29 protein-coding genes are annotated in these 16,612 nt (G+C 33.6%); all 29 read right to left on the bottom strand.

The features are described 5' to 3' along the window. Positions 1-16: 16 nt before the first annotated feature. Positions 17-559, bottom strand: coding sequence for a hypothetical protein (locus tag C8N26_RS06365; protein ID WP_120186514.1), 543 nt, complete (start codon positions 557-559; stop codon positions 17-19). A 146-nt stretch (positions 560-705) separates the two neighbouring features. Then, on the bottom strand, positions 706-1,995 hold the full coding sequence (gene eno / locus C8N26_RS06360) for a phosphopyruvate hydratase (protein WP_028890754.1): 1,290 nt from the start codon (positions 1,993-1,995) through the stop codon (positions 706-708). A gap of 75 nt (positions 1,996-2,070) precedes the next feature. Further along, positions 2,071-3,180 carry a glutamine-hydrolyzing carbamoyl-phosphate synthase small subunit gene (gene carA / locus C8N26_RS06355; RefSeq protein WP_120186513.1) on the bottom strand — a complete coding sequence of 370 codons (1,110 nt, stop codon included), beginning with the start codon at positions 3,178-3,180 and terminating at the stop codon, positions 2,071-2,073. A gap of 78 nt (positions 3,181-3,258) precedes the next feature. After that, positions 3,259-3,936, bottom strand: coding sequence for a hypothetical protein (locus C8N26_RS06350; protein WP_120186512.1), 678 nt, complete (start codon positions 3,934-3,936; stop codon positions 3,259-3,261). Positions 3,937-4,046: 110 nt separating this feature from the next. After that, positions 4,047-4,523: a 50S ribosomal protein L17 gene (gene rplQ / locus C8N26_RS06345; RefSeq protein WP_120186511.1), complete on the bottom strand. Its 477-nt coding sequence runs from the start codon at positions 4,521-4,523 to the stop codon at positions 4,047-4,049. A 62-nt stretch (positions 4,524-4,585) separates the two neighbouring features. Beyond that, a complete protein-coding gene (locus C8N26_RS06340; protein WP_028890749.1) occupies positions 4,586-5,578 on the bottom strand; it encodes a DNA-directed RNA polymerase subunit alpha in 993 nt (330 codons plus the stop codon). Between the two features lie 103 nt (positions 5,579-5,681). Continuing rightward, entirely contained in the window at positions 5,682-6,287 is a 606-nt protein-coding gene (gene rpsD / locus C8N26_RS06335) for a 30S ribosomal protein S4 (protein ID WP_028890748.1), read from the bottom strand. Positions 6,288-6,421: 134 nt separating this feature from the next. Beyond that, positions 6,422-6,808 (bottom strand): 30S ribosomal protein S11, encoded by a 387-nt coding sequence (gene rpsK / locus C8N26_RS06330; protein WP_028890747.1) that lies wholly within the window; start codon positions 6,806-6,808, stop codon positions 6,422-6,424. A gap of 33 nt (positions 6,809-6,841) precedes the next feature. Continuing rightward, positions 6,842-7,207: a 30S ribosomal protein S13 gene (rpsM, locus tag C8N26_RS06325; RefSeq protein WP_028890746.1), complete on the bottom strand. Its 366-nt coding sequence runs from the start codon at positions 7,205-7,207 to the stop codon at positions 6,842-6,844. 106 nt (positions 7,208-7,313) lie between these two features. Further along, positions 7,314-7,430, bottom strand: a complete 117-nt coding sequence (gene ykgO / locus C8N26_RS06320) for a type B 50S ribosomal protein L36 (RefSeq protein WP_010181906.1) — start codon at positions 7,428-7,430, stop codon at positions 7,314-7,316. A gap of 12 nt (positions 7,431-7,442) precedes the next feature. Continuing rightward, positions 7,443-7,658, bottom strand: a complete 216-nt coding sequence (gene infA, locus C8N26_RS06315) for a translation initiation factor IF-1 (protein ID WP_004568721.1) — start codon at positions 7,656-7,658, stop codon at positions 7,443-7,445. Position 7,659: 1 nt separating this feature from the next. Beyond that, positions 7,660-8,979 carry a preprotein translocase subunit SecY gene (gene secY, locus C8N26_RS06310; RefSeq protein ID WP_028890745.1) on the bottom strand — a complete coding sequence of 440 codons (1,320 nt, stop codon included), beginning with the start codon at positions 8,977-8,979 and terminating at the stop codon, positions 7,660-7,662. A gap of 12 nt (positions 8,980-8,991) precedes the next feature. Next, positions 8,992-9,444, bottom strand: a complete 453-nt coding sequence (gene rplO, locus C8N26_RS06305; protein ID WP_028890744.1) for a 50S ribosomal protein L15 — start codon at positions 9,442-9,444, stop codon at positions 8,992-8,994. 11 nt (positions 9,445-9,455) lie between these two features. Beyond that, positions 9,456-9,638, bottom strand: a complete 183-nt coding sequence (gene rpmD, locus C8N26_RS06300) for a 50S ribosomal protein L30 (protein WP_028890743.1) — start codon at positions 9,636-9,638, stop codon at positions 9,456-9,458. Positions 9,639-9,649: 11 nt separating this feature from the next. After that, positions 9,650-10,171, bottom strand: a complete 522-nt coding sequence (gene rpsE, locus C8N26_RS06295) for a 30S ribosomal protein S5 (RefSeq protein ID WP_028890742.1) — start codon at positions 10,169-10,171, stop codon at positions 9,650-9,652. 11 nt (positions 10,172-10,182) lie between these two features. Further along, a complete protein-coding gene (rplR, locus tag C8N26_RS06290; RefSeq protein WP_120186509.1) occupies positions 10,183-10,533 on the bottom strand; it encodes a 50S ribosomal protein L18 in 351 nt (116 codons plus the stop codon). Between the two features lie 19 nt (positions 10,534-10,552). Beyond that, positions 10,553-11,098: a 50S ribosomal protein L6 gene (gene rplF, locus C8N26_RS06285; protein WP_028890740.1), complete on the bottom strand. Its 546-nt coding sequence runs from the start codon at positions 11,096-11,098 to the stop codon at positions 10,553-10,555. 16 nt (positions 11,099-11,114) lie between these two features. Next, complete coding sequence (gene rpsH / locus C8N26_RS06280; protein ID WP_028890739.1) at positions 11,115-11,513, bottom strand: 30S ribosomal protein S8; 399 nt, start codon at positions 11,511-11,513, stop codon at positions 11,115-11,117. A 387-nt stretch (positions 11,514-11,900) separates the two neighbouring features. Then, positions 11,901-12,170: a 30S ribosomal protein S14 gene (gene rpsN, locus C8N26_RS06275; RefSeq protein WP_028890738.1), complete on the bottom strand. Its 270-nt coding sequence runs from the start codon at positions 12,168-12,170 to the stop codon at positions 11,901-11,903. A 4-nt stretch (positions 12,171-12,174) separates the two neighbouring features. Then, positions 12,175-12,726: a 50S ribosomal protein L5 gene (rplE, locus tag C8N26_RS06270; protein WP_028890737.1), complete on the bottom strand. Its 552-nt coding sequence runs from the start codon at positions 12,724-12,726 to the stop codon at positions 12,175-12,177. A gap of 2 nt (positions 12,727-12,728) precedes the next feature. Further along, positions 12,729-13,037 (bottom strand): 50S ribosomal protein L24, encoded by a 309-nt coding sequence (gene rplX / locus C8N26_RS06265; protein WP_028890736.1) that lies wholly within the window; start codon positions 13,035-13,037, stop codon positions 12,729-12,731. A gap of 14 nt (positions 13,038-13,051) precedes the next feature. After that, positions 13,052-13,420, bottom strand: a complete 369-nt coding sequence (gene rplN / locus C8N26_RS06260) for a 50S ribosomal protein L14 (RefSeq protein WP_028890735.1) — start codon at positions 13,418-13,420, stop codon at positions 13,052-13,054. 1 nt (position 13,421) lies between these two features. Next, positions 13,422-13,679, bottom strand: coding sequence for a 30S ribosomal protein S17 (rpsQ, locus tag C8N26_RS06255; protein ID WP_028890734.1), 258 nt, complete (start codon positions 13,677-13,679; stop codon positions 13,422-13,424). Between the two features lie 18 nt (positions 13,680-13,697). Beyond that, the gene (gene rpmC, locus C8N26_RS06250) at positions 13,698-13,889 is read right to left on the bottom strand and encodes a 50S ribosomal protein L29 (RefSeq protein ID WP_028890733.1); all 192 of its coding nucleotides are present in this window, start codon (positions 13,887-13,889) and stop codon (positions 13,698-13,700) included. Between the two features lie 13 nt (positions 13,890-13,902). After that, positions 13,903-14,334, bottom strand: coding sequence for a 50S ribosomal protein L16 (gene rplP / locus C8N26_RS06245; RefSeq protein ID WP_028890732.1), 432 nt, complete (start codon positions 14,332-14,334; stop codon positions 13,903-13,905). Positions 14,335-14,353: 19 nt separating this feature from the next. Further along, positions 14,354-15,076 carry a 30S ribosomal protein S3 gene (gene rpsC / locus C8N26_RS06240; RefSeq protein WP_028890731.1) on the bottom strand — a complete coding sequence of 241 codons (723 nt, stop codon included), beginning with the start codon at positions 15,074-15,076 and terminating at the stop codon, positions 14,354-14,356. A gap of 11 nt (positions 15,077-15,087) precedes the next feature. After that, a complete protein-coding gene (gene rplV / locus C8N26_RS06235; protein WP_028890730.1) occupies positions 15,088-15,492 on the bottom strand; it encodes a 50S ribosomal protein L22 in 405 nt (134 codons plus the stop codon). A 9-nt stretch (positions 15,493-15,501) separates the two neighbouring features. Then, positions 15,502-15,780: a 30S ribosomal protein S19 gene (gene rpsS, locus C8N26_RS06230; protein WP_028890729.1), complete on the bottom strand. Its 279-nt coding sequence runs from the start codon at positions 15,778-15,780 to the stop codon at positions 15,502-15,504. A gap of 6 nt (positions 15,781-15,786) precedes the next feature. Then, positions 15,787-16,611, bottom strand: coding sequence for a 50S ribosomal protein L2 (gene rplB, locus C8N26_RS06225; RefSeq protein ID WP_028890728.1), 825 nt, complete (start codon positions 16,609-16,611; stop codon positions 15,787-15,789). Position 16,612: the final 1 nt, after the last annotated feature.

Below are 16,612 nucleotides of genomic sequence, written 5' to 3'. Positions count from 1 at the left end.
TGTTATTAACAATATATTACAAATCAAACCCTAAGTTTAGTTGCAACATCAAAGGAAAAAAGCCGTGACCTCCATCAACATCAAAATAATAAATAGGCCCCATATCAAATAACATGTGGAAGTTTTTTCCATGTTTGCGCTGTATACCCCATGTAGGCCCTACTGCAAAATCTAATTTATCAGTAACTACATCATCTCCAAAAAGAGTTTTCCCTCTTGTTAAGACACGAACTGATACAAAATTTCCTGAATTAGTGGTTGTATTCAATCCTTTTATTTTACGCTTATCAAAATTGTAAAACCATTTGTACTGTATATCAACAAAAGGATTTATAGCATACACAAGTCCTGTATCTACATCAGAAGCTGAAGAATGCGGATAGCTTCCGCTATATCCAATACCTAAACCAACAGAAAGTGTTGATTTATTTCCTGTTGGCATTTCATATTCAATACCTGGATTTAAAAAATTAATTCTCCAAACACTTTCAGTTTGTTTTTCTTGAGAAAATAATGTCACAGTGATTAAGCTGCAAATAAATAGCATTGTTCTTTTCATAGCTTATTTTTTATTATTAAATAACTTTATAACAATATAAGAGGGCAATACTCTACTTTATTCAAACTTCTATCATATATAAGTACAAAAAAAACTCATACAGTAACTGTATGAGTTTTTATATATACTAATAAATGTTTTTGTAATTACTTTACTTTAAACGCTTTTTCTTGCGGATAGTAAGCTACATCTGCTAATTGTTCCTCAATACGTAATAATTGATTATACTTTGCCATACGATCTGAACGTGAAGCTGAACCAGTTTTAATTTGCCCACAATTTAACGCTACCGCTAAATCAGCAATAGTATTATCTTCAGTTTCTCCTGAACGGTGACTCATTACAGAAGTATACCCTGCATTATGCGCCATATTTACCGCAGCAATCGTTTCTGTTAATGTACCTATTTGGTTTACTTTGATTAAGATTGAATTTGCAATACCATTTTCAATTCCTCTTGATAAACGCTCAACATTAGTAACAAATAAATCATCTCCTACTAATTGAACTTTATCCCCAACTTTTTCTGTTAGCATTTTCCATCCATCCCAATCATTTTCATCCATTCCATCTTCTATAGAAATAATAGGATACTTTTCACATAACTCAGCTAAATAAGCAGCTTGCTCTTCTGATGTTCTTACAGCTCCTTTATCTCCTTCAAACTTGGTATAATCATACTTTCCGTCTACATAAAACTCAGCTGAAGCACAATCTAAAGCTATCATTACTTCATCACCAAATTTATAACCAGCATTTTTAGTTGCTAAAGCAATTGTTTCGATAGCGTCCTCAGTTCCTTCTAACGTCGGAGCAAAACCTCCTTCATCACCTACCGCGGTAGACAAATTACGATCGTGTAATACTTTCTTTAAATGGTGAAAAATTTCAGATCCCACTTGCATTGCTTCTGTGAAGTTTTGAGCCTTTACTGGCATTACCATAAACTCTTGGAAGGCGATTGGTGCATCTGAATGAGAACCTCCATTAATGATGTTCATCATAGGAACAGGCAACGTATTAGCTGAAACACCACCTATATAACGATATAATGGCAAACCTAATTCATTTGCTGCTGCTTTAGCTACTGCTAATGAAACACCTAAGATAGCATTTGCTCCTAATACTGATTTATTTGGAGTTCCGTCTAAATCAATCATCATTTGATCGATCATATTTTGTTCAAAAACTGATACTCCTAATAATTCTTGAGCAATTACAGTGTTTACATTTTCAACAGCTTTTAACACTCCCTTACCCATATAATCATTTCCTCCATCACGTAGTTCAACAGCTTCGTGTTCTCCTGTAGAAGCCCCCGATGGCACTGCTGCTCTACCTACAACTCCATTTTCAGTAGTAACATCTACTTCTACTGTAGGGTTTCCTCTTGAATCAAAAATTTGACGTGCGTGAATGTTGATTATCATACTCATAGTTGTTTATTTTTAAGATACATTCCCGTGAGTTACGACCCACGGGAATGTATTATATTTTTTAAAGATTTTTTATTAAGCTTTTACTTTTTTAATATTTTCGATAAACTGATCAAATAAGTATTCTGCATCATGTGGCCCAGGGCTCGCTTCTGGGTGGTACTGTACAGAAAATACGTTTTTAGATTTCATTCTGATACCTGCTACCGTATTATCGTTTAAATGTACATGTGTAATCTCTACATCTGGATGCGCTTCTGTTTCTTCTCTATTGATAGCAAACCCGTGGTTTTGAGAAGTAATTTCTCCTTTACCTGTCAACAAATTCTTTACTGGATGGTTGATTCCTCTGTGACCATTGTGCATCTTATAAGTAGAAATTCCGTTAGCTAATGCAATTACTTGGTGTCCTAAACAAATTCCGAATAAAGGTAAATCTTTTTCGATGATTTGTTTTGCTGTATTTTGAGCTTCTTCTAAAGGCTCTGGATCTCCAGGTCCATTTGAAATAAAATACCCATCTGGATTGAAATCACTCATTTGCTCAAAACTTGCATTATAACGATACACTTTTATGTAAGCTCCCCTTTTAGCTAAGTTTCTTAAAATGTTTTTCTTGATTCCTATGTCTAAAGCTGAGATCTTTATCGATGCATTCTCATCTCCTACAAAATAAGGCTCTTTCGTTGACACTTTGGAAGCTAACTCTAATCCTTCCATATTCGGAGTTTCAGCCAATTGCTTCTTTAATTCTTCAATATTATCTACTTCTGTAGAAATAATAGCGTTCATTGCTCCATTATCTCTAATATATGATACTAATGCACGGGTATCTACATCAGAAATAGCAACTAAATTGTGCTTTTTAAACCAATCTAATAAATTCCCATCAGAATCTACACGAGAGTGCGTAAAACTGAAATTACGACAAATTAATCCAGAAATTTTAATTCCATCTGATTCTACTTCTTCATCGTTAACTCCATAATTACCAATATGTGCATTGGTTGTTACCATAAGTTGTCCGAAGTAAGAAGGGTCAGTAAAAATTTCTTGGTACCCTGTCATACCTGTGTTAAAACAAATTTCTCCTGTTGCGGTTCCTTCTATCCCAATAGATTTACCGTAGAAAATAGTTCCGTCTGCTAATAAAACTAATGCTTTTTTACGTGTTTGATATTTCATTTAGTGGTGTTGTGTAATTTGTTTGCAAAAATATATAAAAAAAGGACAAACATTAAATGTTTGTCCTTTTTAGTTCTCTTATAATGAATTATAATAATTTAGAATCTGTTTAATTTCTTCTTCTTTTTTAAAAGATAATTTTTTCTTTTTTATAAAATTTAATACTTCATTTTCCAACTTATTGTCTTCAATGAATTTTAACAACTTTTTTTTGTTCAACTTATTTAATATTTTCAATGACGATGTTTTATTGTTTACTAAATAATACTCTTTTTTTAGCACAAAGCGCATTGGTTTAACAACCTTACCATTAAGTCTATCAATTACTTCATCTTTTTTTTCTGAATAATATCTAATTTTAAAATTAACTCTTTTTCCCTTAACCAGAACTTCATAAATTCCACCATCTTGTTTTATAAATTCTCTATTGTTTATAATTGCACTTTCTATACTTGAAAAAACAAACAAACTATCATTGTTTACCTTAGACACAAAAAGATTATCTACCAAATCCAGATTAAAGTTATTAATTTTATACTTCTTCCCGTTTTTAATATTAATTATAGTTTTATTATTAAAACTTTTAAAATAATACAGTTTTTTAATTTGTTTTACATTATTCATCATCTCATAAACACCAGAAGATGAATTAAAAAGACCTAGATCTTGATTTCTATTTATTGTAACTAATGAGGATTGCGAATAAATAGCACTAAAGGTAAATAACAGTGTGATTAAAAAAACATTCTTTTTCATTTTTTAAAAATTTTAATTAATTATCTACCAATTTAAAATTTTTATTTCAAAAAAAGGGATAAACATTAAAATGTTTATCCCTTTGATTTAATTTATAAAAATTTTCATTTTTATTCTTCTTCTTGTGAAGTTTGAGTTTCAACAGCAGCAGCTTCAGTTTTCTTCGCTCCACCACGACGGCTACGACGAGTACTCTTTTTAGCTTTGTCTCCTTTTGGATTGTATAACTCGTTATAATCAACTAACTCAACCATAGCCATAGGAGCGTTATCTCCTTGACGGTTTCCTAATTTGATGATACGTACATATCCTCCTGGTCTGTCTCCTACTTTTACAGAAACTTCTTTGAATAATTCTGTAACAGCCTCTTTGTTACGCAAGTAACTAAATACTACACGACGGTTGTGAGTTGTATCGTCTTTAGATTTTGTAATTAAAGGCTCAACAAACTTACGTAAAGCTTTTGCTTTAGCTTCAGTAGTATTGATTCGCTTGTGCTCAATTAAAGAACAAGCCATGTTAGATAACATCGCTTTTCTGTGCGCTGTCTTTCTACCTAAATGATTAAATTTCTTTCCGTGTCTCATGACATTTGGTTTTAGCTCTCATCTTGCTACTACCCTAGTTTAGGGGAGCAAAATATGAAAGGTTAATCTTTATCTAATTTGTATTTACTTAAATCCATCCCGAAATTTAATCCTTTGTTAGCCACTAACTCGTCTAATTCAGTTAATGATTTTTTACCAAAGTTTCTGAACTTCATTAAATCACTTTTGTTAAATGATACTAAGTCTCCTAAAGTATCAACTTCTGCAGCTTTTAAACAGTTTAAAGCACGAACTGATAAATCCATATCAACTAATTTCGTCTTTAATAACTGACGCATGTGTAATGATTCCTCATCATATGTTTCAGTTTGTGCGATTTCATCTGCCTCTAAAGTTATACGCTCATCAGAGAATAACATAAAGTGGTGGATTAAAATCTTAGCTGCTTCGGTTAAGGCATCTTTAGGATTGATAGAACCGTCAGTATCGATATCGAAAACTAATTTTTCATAATCGGTCTTTTGCTCTACACGGAAATTTTCAATTGCATATTTTACATTCTTAATTGGAGTGTAAATAGAATCTGTGAAAATTGTTCCTAAAGGTGCACCAGCTCTTTTGTTTTCTTCTGCTGGTACAAAACCTCTACCTTTTTCAATGGTAATTTCAGCATTTAACGTTACTGATTTATCCATGTTACAAAGCACTAAATCTGGATTTAATACTTGGAAACCTGAAATAAATTTTTGTAAATCTCCAGCGGTTAATTGCTCTTGTCCTGATATTGCGATAGAAACTGTTTCTCTGTCAGATTCTTCAATCTGTTTCTTAAAACGAACTTGTTTTAAGTTTAAGATGATTTCAGTTACGTCTTCTACAACACCTTGAATTGTTGAAAATTCGTGATCTACTCCATCGATACGTAATGATGTAATAGCGAATCCTTCTAATGAAGATAATAATACTCTTCTTAAAGCATTACCAACTGTTAATCCAAAACCTGGTTCAAGAGGTCTAAATTCGAATCTTCCTGAAAAATCAGTAGATTCAATCATAATTACCTTATCAGGTTTTTGAAAATTTAAAATTGCCATATTAATTTGTTTTCTTCGTTTTAATTGTTATTCAGTTGCGCGGTTTATAGGTTTGAAGAAATACGAATAAACCCTTTGGCTAAATACCAATATAATTAATTTATTACTTAGAGTATAATTCTACGATTAATTGCTCTTTAATGTTCTCAGGAATTTGTAATCTTTCTGGAGCTTTTACAAAAGTTCCTGATTTCAAATCAGCATTCCAAGTTAACCACTCGTAAACAGAACTATTAGCAGCTAATGCATTTTCGATAGCTTCTAATGATTTAGATTTCTCTCTTACTGCAACAACATCTCCTGCTTGTAATCTGTAAGAAGGAATGTTTACGATATCTCCGTTAACTGTGATGTGACGGTGAGAAACTAATTGACGAGCAGCTCTACGAGAAGTAGCGATACCTAAACGGAACACAACATTATCTAAACGAGACTCACATAATTGTAATAACACCTCACCAGTAATTCCTCCTGATGCTTGTGCTTTCTTAAATATGTTACGGAATTGACGCTCTAAAATACCATAAGTATATTTTGCTTTTTGCTTCTCCATTAACTGGATAGCATATTCCGATTTTTTACCTCTACGTTTAGCAACACCATGTTGTCCTGGAGGGTAATTTCTTTTTTCGAAGTTTTTATCATCTCCGAAAATTGCTTCGCCAAACTTACGAGCAATCTTAGTTTTTGGTCCTGTATATCTTGCCATTTCTAATTAATTTAGTAGGGATTATGAATTAAGGCGTACTCCTTCGATAATCTTTTAATCCTACTGTTGTTAAAATACTTAATTTTTTGTGCACAAAGGTACACTAAATAAAGTATAAGTTGAATTACTTCAACTTATACTCTTCTTCTTTTAGGTGGACGACATCCGTTGTGTGGAATTGGAGTAACATCAATGATTTCTGTTACTTCGATACCAGCATTGTGGATAGATCTGATTGCAGATTCTCTACCGTTACCTGGTCCTTTAACATACACTTTTACTTTACGTAAACCAGCTTCTTTTGCAACTTCTGCACAATCTTCTGCTGCTAATTGAGCTGCGTAAGGAGTGTTCTTTTTAGAACCTCTGAAACCCATTTTACCTGCAGATGACCAAGAAATTACATCACCTTTTTTGTTTGTTAAAGAAATAATAATATTGTTAAATGATGCAGTTACGTGAGCTTCACCAACTGATTCAATTATAACTTTACGTTTTTTTGTTACTTTAGACTTTGCCATAATTCTTTACTATTAGTAAAAAATAATCAATGATTATTTTTTCTTGTTAGCTACAGTTTTTCTCTTACCTTTTCTTGTACGAGAGTTATTCTTCGTTCTTTGTCCTCTTAATGGTAAACCAAGTCTGTGACGAATACCTCTTTGACATCCGATGTCCATTAAACGTTTAATGTTTAATTGAACTTCAGAACGTAACTCACCTTCAATAGTGTAAGTTCCTACTTGCTCACGAATTGCTGCAATTTGATCATCAGTCCAATCTTGAACTTTGATGCTTTCGTCTATGTTAGCAGCTGCTAAAATCTCTTTAGCTCTGCTTCTTCCTACACCAAAGATATATGTTAAAGCGATAACACCTCTTTTATTCTTTGGAATATCTATACCTGCGATTCTTGCCATATAATTTAGTTTTTAGCTGTTAGCTTTTAGTTGTTAGAATCCTAAACATTTCTATTTCAAACAGATTCATCTAACTACTAATTACTAATGACTAGTGTCTTATTTATTATCCTTGTCTTTGTTTAAATCTAGGATTCTTTTTGTTAATTACGTATAAACGGCCTTTTCTGCGTACAATTTTGCAGTCAGCACTTCTTTTCTTTAATGATGCTCTTACTTTCATCAGTGTGTGTTTTTAATATCTGTAAGTAATTCTTGCCTTTGATAAATCATACGGACTCATTTCTAATTTTACCTTATCTCCAGGTAATAATTTGATATAATGCATACGCATTTTTCCCGAAATGTGTGCCGTAACAATATGTCCGTTTTCTAATTCTACACGAAACATAGCGTTTGATAAAGCTTCTGTAATAGTCCCGTCTTGTTGAATTGCTGATTGCTTAGCCATATTATTTTAATGATTTTCTGTTACTGTTTCCTGTTTTCATTAAACCGTCATAACGACTATTTAATAAATACGAGTTTATTTGCTGAATAGTGTCTATTGCAACTCCTACCATAATGATTAATGAAGTTCCACCGTAAAACATTGCCCAGTTTTGAGTAACTCCAAACTTTACAATGATTGCTGGTAAAATAGATAAAGCTGCTAAGAAGATTGATCCTGGTAATGTAATTTTTGACAATACTGAATCTAAAAAGTTAGCTGTTTCTTCACCTGGTTTATACCCTGGAACAAAACCATTACTTCTCTTTAAGTCTTCTGCCATTTTATTCGTTGGAATAGTAATAGCAGTATAAAAGTAACTAAAGACAATAATTAATAAAGCAAATATAACGTTATACCATAAACCGTTAATATCAGTTAAACTGTTTAATGCTGGGTATTTTTGCCCTAATGCAATTGGTAAAAACATAATTGCTTGAGCAAAGATAATTGGCATTACACCAGCAGCATTCAACTTTAATGGAATGTACTGTCTTGCACCATCAACATCTTTAATGTTTGTAACTGCTGTACGACGTGCATATTGAACTGCTACTTTACGCACTGCGGTAACTAATAATACGGTTAACAAGATTACCACAAACCAAACTATTAATTCGATTAAAATCATCATAATTCCTCCTGCTCCAGCAGTTTGCTTAGAAACTAATTCTTGAATAAATGCAGCTGGGAAGTTTGCGATAATACCTACAGTAATTAATAATGATATACCATTACCAACTCCTTTATCAGTAATACGCTCTCCTAACCACATTGCAAAAATTGTTCCTGCACTTAAAAGAATAATAGATGATACCCAAAATGTTGCTCCTGTTACTAAGAATGCTTCAGCTGGTAACCCCATTTGATTTTGGATAACTCCAATATAAGTAGGTGCTTGAAACAAGGTAATAGCAATTGTAAGCCATCTTGTTATTTGCGTAATCTTCTTACGTCCACTTTCTCCATCTTTTTGTAGTTTTTGTAAATATGGTACCGCAATACCCATTAACTGAACTACAATAGAAGCAGAAATATAAGGCATTATACCAAGTGCCATTACTGACGCTCTAGCAAATGCCCCACCTGTAAATGCGTTTAATAAACCTAAAAGTCCATCAGAAGTACTGTCTTTTAATGCTGTTAATTGAGTTGGATCAATTCCTGGTAATGGAACAGCTGCCATAAAACGGTAAACAGCAATTAAACCTAAGGTTAAAAGTAATTTTTCTTTTAACTCTTCTATCTTCCAAATGTCTTTTAAAGTATTTATAAAATTCATCATTTACAATTATTATAAAGTTACTGCTTCACCTCCTGCTGCTTCGATAGCTGCTTTTGCTGATGCTGTATACTTATGTACAGTTATATTTAATTTAGCTTTTAACTCTCCACCACCTAATATTTTTACTAAGTCGTTTTTACGAGCTAATCTGTTTTCAACTAAAACATCTAAATTAACTGTATCTGTTATCTTTCCGTTATCTACTAATGATTGTAACTTGTCTAAATTTACACCAACATACTCTTTACGGTTAATGTTAGTGAATCCAAATTTAGGCACACGTCTTTGAAGTGGCATTTGTCCTCCTTCAAATCCTACTTTACGAGAATAACCAGAACGAGATTTAGCTCCTTTGTGTCCTCTTCCTGCAGTAGTAGCTTTACCAGAACCTTCTCCACGTCCTACACGCTTCCCTTTGTTCTTAGTTGCTCCAGCTGCTGGTTTTAAGTTGTGTAAACTCATCTTTTATTGTCTTATTTAATTTCTTCTACAGAAACTAAGTGTGAAACTTTATTTACCATACCCAAAATTGTAGCTGTTGCATCATGCTCTACAGTTTGGTTCATTTTACGTAAACCTAACGCCTCTAACGTTCTTTTTTGATTTTTAAGGCGACCGATTTGACTTTTTACTTGTGTAACTCTAATTTTACTCATCGTCTTAAATTTTAACCGTTAAAAACTTTCTCTAAAGAAATACCTCTTTGCTTAGCAATAGTTGCTGCGCTACGTAATTGTAATAAAGCATCAAAAGTTGCTTTTACTACGTTGTGAGGGTTTGATGATCCTTGAGATTTTGATAATACGTCTTTTATTCCAACAGATTCTAATACCAAACGTACAGCACCCCCGGCGATAACCCCGGTACCGTGTGAAGCTGGCTTGATGAATACTTTAGCTCCACCAAATTTACCTTTTTGCTCGTGTGGTAATGTTCCGTCTAAAATAGGAATACGCACTAAGTTTTTCTTTGCATCTTCTACTGCTTTTGCAATTGCAGAAGAAACATCTTTAGATTTCCCTAATCCGTGACCTACAACACCGTTACCATCTCCAACTACTACGATTGCAGAGAAACCAAATGCTCTACCTCCTTTAGTTACTTTAGTAACACGTTGTACTCCTACTAATTTATCTACAAGCTCTAATCCGCTTGGTTTTACTCTTTCTACGTTTTTATATCCTAACATAATATAATTTCTTAAAATTTTAAACCAGCTTCTCTAGCAGCGTCTGCTAATACTTTAACTCTACCGTGGTATAAATATCCGTTACGGTCAAAAGCAACAGTATCAACACCAGCTTTTACAGCTTTTTCAGCGATAGCTTTACCTACTGCTGTTGCTGCTTCTGCCTTAGAACCAGATGTAATTTCTTTATCTCTTGAAGATGCAGATGCTAATGTTACACCAGCAACGTCATCAATTAACTGAGCATAGATTTCTTTGTTACTTCTAAAAACTGATAATCTTGGTTTAGCAGCTGTACCAGTAACTATTTTTCTAATTCTATGCTTAATTCGTTGTCTTCTTTCAAGCTTTGATAATGCCATAATAATTTCTCTTAATTTATTATGCAGATTTACCTGCTTTTCTTCTTAATACTTCTCCTACAAACTTAATCCCTTTTCCTTTGTAAGGCTCTGGCTTACGGAAAGAACGAATTTTTGCTGCAACTTGACCAACTAATTGCTTGTCATGTGAAGTTAATTTTACGATTGGGTTTTTACCTTTTTCAGATACTGTTTCAACCTTAACTTCTGGAGCTAAATCTAAAATAATGTTATGAGAGAAACCTAAGGCTAAATCTAATTTTTGACCTTGGTTAGATGCTCTATATCCAACACCTACTAACTCTAACTCTTTAGTAAAACCTTTGCTTACACCTTCAACCATGTTATTGATTAAAGCACGGTATAAACCATGCGCAGCTCTATGATCTTTACTATCTGATGATCTTTCTAAAGTGATCGTACCATCTTCTACCTTTACAGTAATACCAGAAGTTAACTCTTGAGTTAATTCTCCTAATTTACCTTTTACTGTTACCACGTTTCCGTCTACTTTAACTTCAACACCTTGTGGCAATGCGATTGGATTTTTTCCTATTCTACTCATCTTACAAAATGTTTTTTTAGTAAACGTAACATAATACCTCTCCACCAACGTTTTCTTGTCTTGCTTTTTTGTTTGTCATTACACCTTTAGATGTAGAAACAATAGCAATACCTAAACCGTTTAATACTCTTGGCATTTCTTTAGCGCCAACGTATTTACGTAAACCTGGTGTTGAAATTCTTTGAATCTTTCTGATTACTGATTCTTTCGTATCACGATCGTATTTTAAAGCTATCTTAATAGTTCCTTGTACTTTATCGTCATTGAACTGATAACTTAAAATGTAACCTTGATCGAACAAAATTTTCGTCATTTCCTTCTTCAATTTTGAAGCAGGAACTTCAACTACTCTGTGGTTAGCTGCAATAGCATTTCTCACACGAGTAAGAAAATCCGCGATTGGATCTGTATACATAGTTAATTAAATTGTGGTTTTGGTTTTTAGCAACCTTACTTTACTTGGTAAACTACTGATACTAAACCTGAAACCAGTTAATATTTATTTAGTTCGTTTTTTAGGTAAAATCTCATAGGTATTATACTTATAACAAGTATTTACTTACAAGGCACAATTTACCCTATAAAAACAGTGTGCAAATATACATAAACTTTTTAAAAATCAAACCATTTTAATAATTATCATTTTGAGTACTAATTTATTGCAGATATTTCAGTTTTAAAAAACTAAATTCCTTCCTTTAAAATAGTATGGTAATCATCTAAAATAACTTGCTTTTTTAAATACAAAAAGGCGTATAACGTTTTATCGTTATACACCTTTTGCTTGTATAGTAAAGAGCTGTTACCAGCTTGCTTTTTTTACTCCTGGAATTAATCCTTGGTTAGCCATTTCACGGAAAGTAACACGTGAAATTCCGAACTGACGCATATATCCTTTAGGACGTCCAGTTAGTTTACAACGGTTGTGCATTCTAATTGGTGATGCGTTTTTTGGTAACTTTTGTAATGCTTCGTAGTCTCCAGCTTCTTTTAAAGCTTTTCTCTTTTCTGCATACTTTGCAACCATTTTAGCTCTTTTGCGCTCACGCGCTTTCATTGATTCTTTAGCCATCTTATTAATTCTTTTTAAATGGTAATCCTAATTCTCCTAATAATGATTTAGCTTCTTTATCAGTGTTAGCAGATGTTACAAATGTAATATCCATACCACTAATTTTTTTCACTTGATCAATATTAATCTCTGGGTAGATGATTTGTTCAGTAATACCTAAGTTGTAATTACCTCTACCATCAAAACCATTTGCTTTGATACCGTTAAAGTCTCTTACACGTGGTAAAGAAGCTGTAACTAATCTATCTAAAAATTCGTACATTTTGTCTCCTCTTAACGTAACTTTTGCACCAATTGGCATTCCTTTACGTAATTTGAAGTTTGCAACGTCTTTCTTAGAGATTGTAGATACTGCTTTTTGACCTGTAATTGTAGTTAACTCGTCAATAGCGTATTCTATTAATTTCTTATCTGCTATAGCTGCACCTACACCTTTACTTACAACAATTTTTTGTAATTTAGGTACTTGCATTACATTGCTATAACCAAATTCATCAGTAAGAGCTTTGATAACTCTGCTCTTGTACTCTTCTTTTAATCTTGGTACGTAACTCATGGTTATATTGCTTTATCTGATTTTTTTGATACTCTTACTTTCTTATCTCCTTCTACTTTATAACCAACTCTTACTGCTTCACCGTTTTCAACTAAAGCAACGTTTGATATGTGTAATGGAGCTTCTTTTTTTACAATTCCTCCTTGTGGATTTGCAGCACTTGGTTTAGTGTGTTTAGACACCATGTTTACACCTTCTACTACAACTCTATCCTTATCTTTGATGATTTGTAAAACTTTACCTTCAGATCCTTTGTGATCTCCTGCTATAACTTTAACAGTATCTCCTGATTTAATTTTAAATTTTTTCATTTTAAAATCTGATTTTATAACACCTCAGGTGCTAATGATACTATTTTCATAAATTGTTTCTCACGTAATTCACGAGCCACAGGACCGAATACACGTGTTCCTCTCATTTCCTCTGAAGGATTTAAAAGTACACAAGCATTATCATCAAATCTGATATATGATCCGTCTTTACGTCTAACTTCTTTCTTAGTACGAACAACAACTGCACGAGATACTTGACCTTTCTTTACAGTTCCGTTTGGAGTTGCAGATTTAACCGTAACAACGATTTTGTCTCCAACGCTAGCGTAACGCTTTTTTGTTCCTCCTAAAACTCTAATCACTAAAACTTCTTTTGCTCCAGTGTTATCTGCGACTTTTAATCTTGATTCTGTCTGTAACATATTATTTAGCTCTTTCTAGGATTTCTACTAATCTCCAACGCTTAGATTTACTCATAGGACGTGTTTCCATGATCCTTACAGTATCACCTTCGTTGCAATCGTTATTCTCGTCATGTGCAACGTACTTCTTAGTCTTTAATACGAACTTTCCGTACATTGGGTGCTTTACTCTTTTTACCTCGCTAACTACGATAGATTTCTCCATTTTGTTGCTAGATACTACACCGATTCTCTCTTTTCTAAGATTTCTTTTTTCCATCTTTAAAACTGACTAGAATTATTGTAATTCTCTTTTAGTTAACTCTGTAGCAATTCTTGCCACAGTTTTTCTTAAGCTACGTAACTCTAATGGATTTTCCAATGGAGTTATGGCGTGAGCCATCTTAAGATCAGTATAATTTTTCTTCAACGCTCCAAGCTTTTCTTGTAAGTCAGCTGTTGATAATTCTTTAATTTCTGATTGTTTCATGATCTAAATAGAATTAAGCGTTATAATCAAAATCTCTTGCTATTACAAACTTCGTTTTTACAGGAAGTTTTTGAGCTGCTAAACGTAAAGCTTCTTTTGCTACTTCCATTGGTACACCACCAACTTCAAACAAAATTCTACCTGGTTTAATAACAGCAACAAAATGATCAGGTGCACCTTTACCTTTACCCATACGTACCTCTAATGGTTTCTTAGTGATAGGTTTGTCTGGGAAAATTTTAATCCAAAGTTGCCCCTCTCTTTTCATATAACGAGTTGCCGCAATACGAGCTGCCTCAATTTGACGAGAGGTAAGTAAGTTCTGGTCTAATGATTTAATACCAAACATTCCGTTAGAAAGTTGAGTACCTCTACCAGAGTTACCTTTCATATTTCCTTTCGCCTTCTGTACCTTACGGTATTTTACTCTTTTTGGCTGTAACATTTTTAATTTCTTTTAAAAATTATTTTCTTCTGCGAGGTTGACGTTTTGCATTACCACCACCTTTGTTAGAATTACCTTTTTGTTTAGATAATCCTACTAATGGAGATAATTCACGTTTTCCATAAACCTCACCTTTCATAATCCATACTTTCACACCGATTCTTCCGTATGTAGTATGTGCTTCAACAAGTGCATAATCGATATCTGCTCTGAAGGTAGAAAGAGGAATTCTTCCTTCTTTATAATGCTCAGAACGCGCCATTTCAGCTCCATTTAAACGACCTGATAATTGCACTTTAATTCCTTCTGCATTCATTCTCATTGCAGCAGCAATCGCCATCTTTGTAGCTCGCTTGTAAGAAATTCTGTTTTCGATTTGACGTGCGATACTAGCTGCAACTAAGTTTGCATCTAATTCTGGACGCTTAATTTCGAAAATGTTAATTTGAACTTCTTTTCCTGTAATTTTCTTAAGCTCTTCTTTTAACTTGTCTACCTCTTGACCTCCTTTACCAATAATGATACCTGGACGTGCAGTAGTGATAGTAACGGTTACAAGCTTTAAAGTACGCTCAATAATAATACGAGAAACACTTGCTTTTGATAAACGAGCGTTGATATACTTTCTTATCTTATCATCTTCAGCAATCTTATCTCCGTAGTCATTTCCACCATACCAGTTAGATTCCCATCCTCTGATAATTCCTAAACGATTTCCTATTGGATTTGTCTTTTGTCCCATTTCTACTTTGATTAATTACTGTTATTTTTAGTTCCTAACTCTAAAGTTACGTGATTAGAACGCTTACGAATTCTGTGAGCACGTCCTTGTGGAGCTGGTCTTAACCTTTTTAACATACCTGCGCTATCAACACAAATTGATTTTACATATAATCCTGCATCTTCGATGCTTGCATCTTCGTTTTTAGCTTGCCAGTTAGCGATAGCTGATAACAATAACTTTTCTAAGTTACGTGATGCTTCTTTTGGACTGAATTTTAAGATTTGTAAAGCTTTTTCAACTTCAACTCCTCTTACTAAATCTGCTACCAAGCGCATTTTTCTTGGTGATGTAGGACAATTAGTTAATTTAGCAAAAGCTCTAGACTTTCTAGCTTCTTTTAACTGTGTTGCCATGTTATGTTTACGACTTCCCATAATTTCCTACTATTTTTTACCTTTATTTTTTGCACCAGCGTGCCCTCTAAAAGAACGTGTTGGTGAAAATTCGCCTAATTTATGACCTACCATGTTTTCAGTAACGTAAACTGGTACAAACTGACGTCCGTTGTGAACTGCAATTGTTTGCCCTACGAAATCTGGAGTAATCATACTTGCTCTTGACCAAGTTTTGATAACTGACTTACTTCCTGCTTCTACGTTAGCTAACACTTTTTTCTCTAACTTATAGTGAACGTAAGGTCCTTTTTTTAATGATCTTGCCATGGTTTATTATTTCTTTCTACGTTCTATAATATACTTGTTACTAGCTTTGGTCTTAGATCTAGTCTTAAATCCTTTCGCAGGGATACCGTTTCTAGATCTTGGATGTCCTCCAGAAGAACGTCCTTCACCACCACCCATTGGGTGATCAACTGGGTTCATACGAACAGCATTCGTTCTTGGTCTTCTACCTAACCATCTACTTCTACCTGCTTTACCAGATACTAATAATTGGTGGTCAGAGTTAGACACAACTCCGATAGTTGCCATACAAGTTAATAAGATTAATCTTGTTTCACCTGAAGGTAACTTTACTGTTGCATATTTACCATCTCTTGCCATTAATTGAGCAAATGAACCAGCTGAACGAGCCATAACAGCTCCTTGTCCTGGGTGTAACTCAATACAAGAAATTGTAGTACCTAATGGAATATCGCTTAAGAACATAGCGTTACCAACTTCTGGCGTAGCTTCTTTTCCTGATACGATTGTTTGACCTACTTTTAATCCGTTTTGTGCAATTACATAACGCTTTTCACCATCAGCATAACTAACTAATGCAATAAATGCAGTACGGTTTGGATCGTACTCGATAGTTTTTACTGTTGCAGGAACACCTTGCTTATCTCTTTTAAAATCGATAATACGGTATTTTTGTTTATGACCTCCACCAATGTTACGTGTAGTCATTCTACCCTGATTGTTTCGACCTCCAGATCGTTTTTTCGGAGCTAATAAAGATTTCTCCGGCTTATCAGTAGTAATGGTGTCGAACCCATTTACAACTCTAAAACGCTGACCTGGTGTTATTGGTTTTAATTTTCTAACTGACATT

This window comes from Tenacibaculum lutimaris (assembly GCF_003610735.1).
GTDB lineage: Bacteria > Bacteroidota > Bacteroidia > Flavobacteriales > Flavobacteriaceae > Polaribacter > Polaribacter lutimaris.
The sequence above is the reverse complement of the archived record's forward strand: the minus strand, read 5'-3'. Positions and strand labels throughout refer to the sequence as shown.